Below are 4,644 nucleotides of genomic sequence, written 5' to 3' on the forward strand. Positions count from 1 at the left end.
AAAACTTACAAGCTCAGCTCAACAGCACTAAAAGCTCAATAAATTATTTAAAAGAAAACCAACAAACTTTAGTAACAACGATTAAAGAGCTCGAAAAAGAAAAAACACAAAAAATAGAATTACTTGGCCTAAATAAGAGCAAGGGCAAATTAGACTGGCCGAGCAAAGGCAAGTTAGAGCACACATTCGGCCAACGTAAGCATGGTGGTATTGATTGGAAAGGCGTGTTAATTGGTGCAAAAGAAGGCACTAATATTAATAGCGTGCACAACGGCCAAGTTGTATTTGCCGATTGGCTAAAAGGTTATGGATGGGTAATTGTTGTAGACCATGGTGAAGGTTTTATGAGCCTATATGGCCACGCTCAAACGCTACTAAGAGATGTAGGGGATATGGTACGTGAAGGCGAAACCCTCGCTTTAGTAGGCCAAAGCGGCGGACAGGCAAGTTCTGGTCTATACTTTGAAATACGCCACAAAGGACGCGCAGTAAATCCTGTAAAATGGTGCAAACGTATTTAATTAGATAAATCGCTGCACCGCCTTGGAGCAGCTGATGACAACTAAAAAACACACAATAAATACCGTTAATAAAAAAAGTGCAGACTTTTATATAAGTCTGTACTTACTTGTATTACTAACCCTAATTACCTTTACTAGTAATGCACTAGCAAGCTCAATTAAAGATCTTAAAAGACAACAAATAGACGAAATACTCTTTAACATTCATACCTATTACGTTGAAGATCTCACCTTACAAAATAGCCACCATATTAAATATAACAACCAGCAGTTTGAGCATTTATATTCAAAACTCGACTCCTATTCTAAGTACTTAAATGAGTATGAGTTAGCCTCATTATTTGATAATACAAATGGTCGTTACACAGGTATTGGTATAGAAGTTAAGAACATAGACGAGAATATGACTATTGTTAACGTGGTTAATAATTCGCCCGCAAAAGCAGCAGGTATTTTACCAGGCGATATTATTGTAAGTGTAAACAACAACGCAGCTCAAAACCGTACTATCGACGAAGTAGCAACACTAATAAGAGACAGTGAATTTTCGAATATAGATATAATTGTAAATCGCGATAACAATAAAAACCCACTCACTTTTCATGTCACACGTCGCCAAATAAACCTCGAAAGTGTAACAAGCGAACTTTTAGATTTTGGAACTGGTTACATAGCTATCAATAACTTCTCTAACCACACATTACATGAAGTTGCACTACAAGTTGCCGCCCTGCAAAGCCATTTTGGCTACCCACTTAAAGGCTTAGTAATTGATTTACGTGATAACCCAGGGGGGACATTACAAAGCGCAGTGGCTGTATCAGACCTATTTTTACAAAGTGGCACTATAGTAACGACTAAAGGACGTTTTTACGATGCTAACCAAGCATTTTATGCAAAGCGTGGAGACATTCTAAAAAATGCGCCCATAGTTGTGCTTATAAACGAAAATTCTGCCTCTGCAGCCGAAATACTTGCAGCAGCACTTAAAGATAATAACCGAGCAACCATTGTTGGCAGCCAATCTTTTGGGAAAGGCTCTGTACAATCACTCATTCCACTCGGTGATGGCAATACCGCATTAAAGCTCACCACAGCGAAATACTTCACACCGTTAGGTAAATCGATTGATGGAATAGGAATAACCCCAGATGTGGCGGTTAATCAAACAAACCTTTCACAAAGTAATAAAGCCGTTATAATAAAAAATGAACACACTAACAATAATGCGCAATTACTTACTGGTAATCTAACCGATTTACAGTTGGTTAAAGCCAAAAAATTACTCAGCATGCAATAGCTTGTATAAGCTGTATAAATAAAGCTAAAAAGATAATAAAAACTATAAACGTGAAAATAATAAAATGGCTAACATTAGCTATTTGTTTTAGCTCTGCAACAATTAGCGCCAAGCAAATAGCAATAGTGATAGACGATATAGGCTATCATCAACGGGACTTAGAGTTCCTTTCCTTACCTGGGCAATTGTCGTATTCAATTTTGCCCCATACCCCTTATTCGCAAATTTTTGCAACACTTGCCAGTCAATCAAATAAAGAGTTATTGCTTCATGTACCTATGCAAGCACTTAACGGTAAAGAACTAGGGCCTGGTGCGCTTACTTTAAATATGAATAAAGAGCAGCTTCAGCAAACTCTTGGAACAGCTCTCGCTAGTTTACCGCAAGTTAAAGGCGTTAATAACCACATGGGCTCAGCGCTTACGCAAAAAAGCCAAGCTATGAAGTGGACAATGGAAGTACTTAAAAAGCGTCATTTATATTTTTTAGATAGTCGCACAACCGATTTGAGTCAGGCACAAAATGCCGCTAACTTTTTGGGTGTTGCTAATATTAGTCGCCAAGTGTTTTTAGACAACATAACTACACCAGAACAACTGCAGCTAAGGCTTGAAGAGTTAAAACAACTAGCCATTTCCCATAGCTTTGCCATTGCAATTGCTCACCCCTACCCTGAAACCATCGAGTTTTTACGCCATGCCTTACCAGAGCTAACTAAGCAAGGTTTTGAACTCGTACCTGTTTCGCAATTAGTTGAACGTAAGTACATTCAGTTAGCGCATGCTGAGGGAAAGGGAGTGAGTGCTAGGTAATATAAGCTTTAAATAATGCTATATCCGAATAATAAACTAATACCAATTCGCTTAATTAAGTGGTCTATTTTGAGGGCGGAAAAACGTGTTGATAGCTAGGCAAAAAATTCACTATTCAGTTGTTCTAAATGAGACTTTTTTAACGCAGGTAGCGACACGTTTAGCCCCGCAAAATGATTAAGTATTATTGCGGATTGGTATAACCATTCGATAATGCAGAGTATCGGTATTACTTGATTAGATATTTTATCGTTGGGTTTCGCTTCGCTCAAACCAACCTACTCAAAAGCAAAAAGCCCCGCATTTTCATGTAGGGCTTTTTAAATTTTGCTGCTTGAGCAATATTAGCTCATAGCGCTTTGTAACTTTTTCATCGCTGTTTTTTCAAGCTGACGAACACGCTCAGCAGATACACTGTACTTTTGTGCAAGCTCCTGAAGCGTCGCTTTATCATCAGACAACCAACGTGCGCTAACAATATCTTGTGAACGTTCATCTAGTGTTTTAAGTGCGCTAAATAAACGGGTATGCGCTTGCTCTTTCCACTGCTCTTGTTCAACGTCGTCAGCTAAGTCAGCTGCGCCATCTGTTAAATACTGTACTGGAGAGTATGTACTTGTTGGTGCATCGTCGTTATCGTCACCAGTTAGGTCAAAGCCCATGTCTTGGCCGCTCATGCGCGATTCCATTTCACGTACTTCTTTTTCACTCACACCTAGCTCGCTAGCAACAGTGCTAACCTCAGCTTGGTTGAACCAGCCTAAACGCTTTTTGTTTTTACGAAGATTAAAAAACAATTTACGTTGCGCTTTAGTGGTTGCAACTTTAACTATGCGCCAGTTTTTAAGAACAAACTCGTGAATTTCGGCTTTAATCCAATGCACTGCAAACGACACTAAACGTACACCCACTGTAGGGTCAAAACGTTTAACCGCTTTCATCAGGCCTATATTACCTTCTTGTATAAGGTCAGCTTGTGGTAAGCCGTATCCCGAGTAGCTTTTAGCAATATGTGCTACAAAGCGTAAATGCGACATAATGAGTTGCTTGGCAGCACTAAGATCGCCTTCTTCCTGAAGTCTTTTAGCAAGTTCTTGCTCTTGTTCAACTTTAAGCATAGGAATAGTGCTTACCGCTTGAAGGTAACCGTCCATGCTTGCGCTTTGTTGTCCGACTGTAAGTGCCATTGCGTATAAATCTTTACTCATTTTTCACCTCGGTGATAAACATTTGAAACTATCTTAGCACTCTTTCTCTAAGAGTGCTAACCCCAATTTAAAACTTTTTAAAAGTATAAATCAAGCAGTTTTTAGTATGTGTTTAGTCTACTACAAGCGACTGAATAAGTGATGAATTGAAGGATTGCAGCAGGTTAACCTAACCGCATCACCTTATTTACAACTCATTACTTTATGGGAGGATAGTACACAAATATGACAGTTTTAATAACGGGAGGTACAACCCAGTCCGATACGTTACGCATTTCAAGCTGGGTTGGTTCACTTATAGTTTGCAGGGTTTATTATACTTTATCGGGTTCTATTTCTTTAATATATCGATTTACAGAAAGGTACGAGCCTACAAATCCTAAGCTTGTTGCAAGTAACACTAAAAAGCCGAGTTCATTAAGCGATAATCCTATTAACGAAAAGCTTGTTTGATACACCCCCGCCACACTGCTCACAGCGCTTGAAAGCCACCACATCATCAGACCTACGCATATAAAGGCAAACAAACCACCTATTACACCATACCAAATACCGGTCCACAAAAATGGGGCATGTATAAAGGTGTTCGTTGCGCCTACTAGCTTCATTACTTGTATTTCTTCTTTTTTATCCATGATCGACAAACGAATGGTGTTACCAATAATAAGTGTCACTGAGGTAAGTAGTAATAATGCGATAGTTATTACACTTTCTTTGAGTAAATCTAGTAATGCATTTAAACGCTCTAACCAGGCTATATCGAGCTTACCAAAATCAACTTCACGTTCACTTTCTAATTTAGT

Annotated in this window: 5 protein-coding genes; 3 read left to right on the plus strand and 2 right to left on the minus strand. The window is 38.8% G+C overall.

Annotated features, from left to right (window positions below):
* The 3 genes from H5072_RS12230 to H5072_RS12240 form a co-directional block, all read left to right on the plus strand.
* Positions 1–521: murein hydrolase activator EnvC (locus H5072_RS12230; RefSeq protein ID WP_182693673.1), on the plus strand; the 521-nt coding region annotated here is incomplete at its 5' end.
* A gap of 34 nt (positions 522–555) precedes the next feature.
* On the plus strand, positions 556–1,821 hold the full coding sequence (locus tag H5072_RS12235) for a S41 family peptidase (RefSeq protein WP_182693674.1): 1,266 nt from the start codon (positions 556–558) through the stop codon (positions 1,819–1,821).
* A 50-nt stretch (positions 1,822–1,871) separates the two neighbouring features.
* The gene (locus tag H5072_RS12240; RefSeq protein WP_024597557.1) at positions 1,872–2,633 is read left to right on the plus strand and encodes a divergent polysaccharide deacetylase family protein; all 762 of its coding nucleotides are present in this window, start codon (positions 1,872–1,874) and stop codon (positions 2,631–2,633) included.
* 344 nt (positions 2,634–2,977) lie between these two features.
* Here H5072_RS12240 and rpoH read toward each other — a convergent pair whose 3' ends face one another.
* Together rpoH and H5072_RS12250 are read right to left on the minus strand one after the other, a co-directional pair.
* Entirely contained in the window at positions 2,978–3,841 is an 864-nt protein-coding gene (rpoH, locus tag H5072_RS12245; RefSeq protein WP_002957791.1) for an RNA polymerase sigma factor RpoH, read from the minus strand.
* Between the two features lie 314 nt (positions 3,842–4,155).
* A partial coding sequence (locus tag H5072_RS12250; protein ID WP_182693675.1) for an FtsX-like permease family protein occupies positions 4,156–4,644 on the minus strand: 489 nt, incomplete at its 5' end.

Source organism: Pseudoalteromonas sp. SR45-5 (genome assembly GCF_014163565.1).
GTDB classification, from domain to species: Bacteria; Pseudomonadota; Gammaproteobacteria; order Enterobacterales; family Alteromonadaceae; genus Pseudoalteromonas; species Pseudoalteromonas distincta.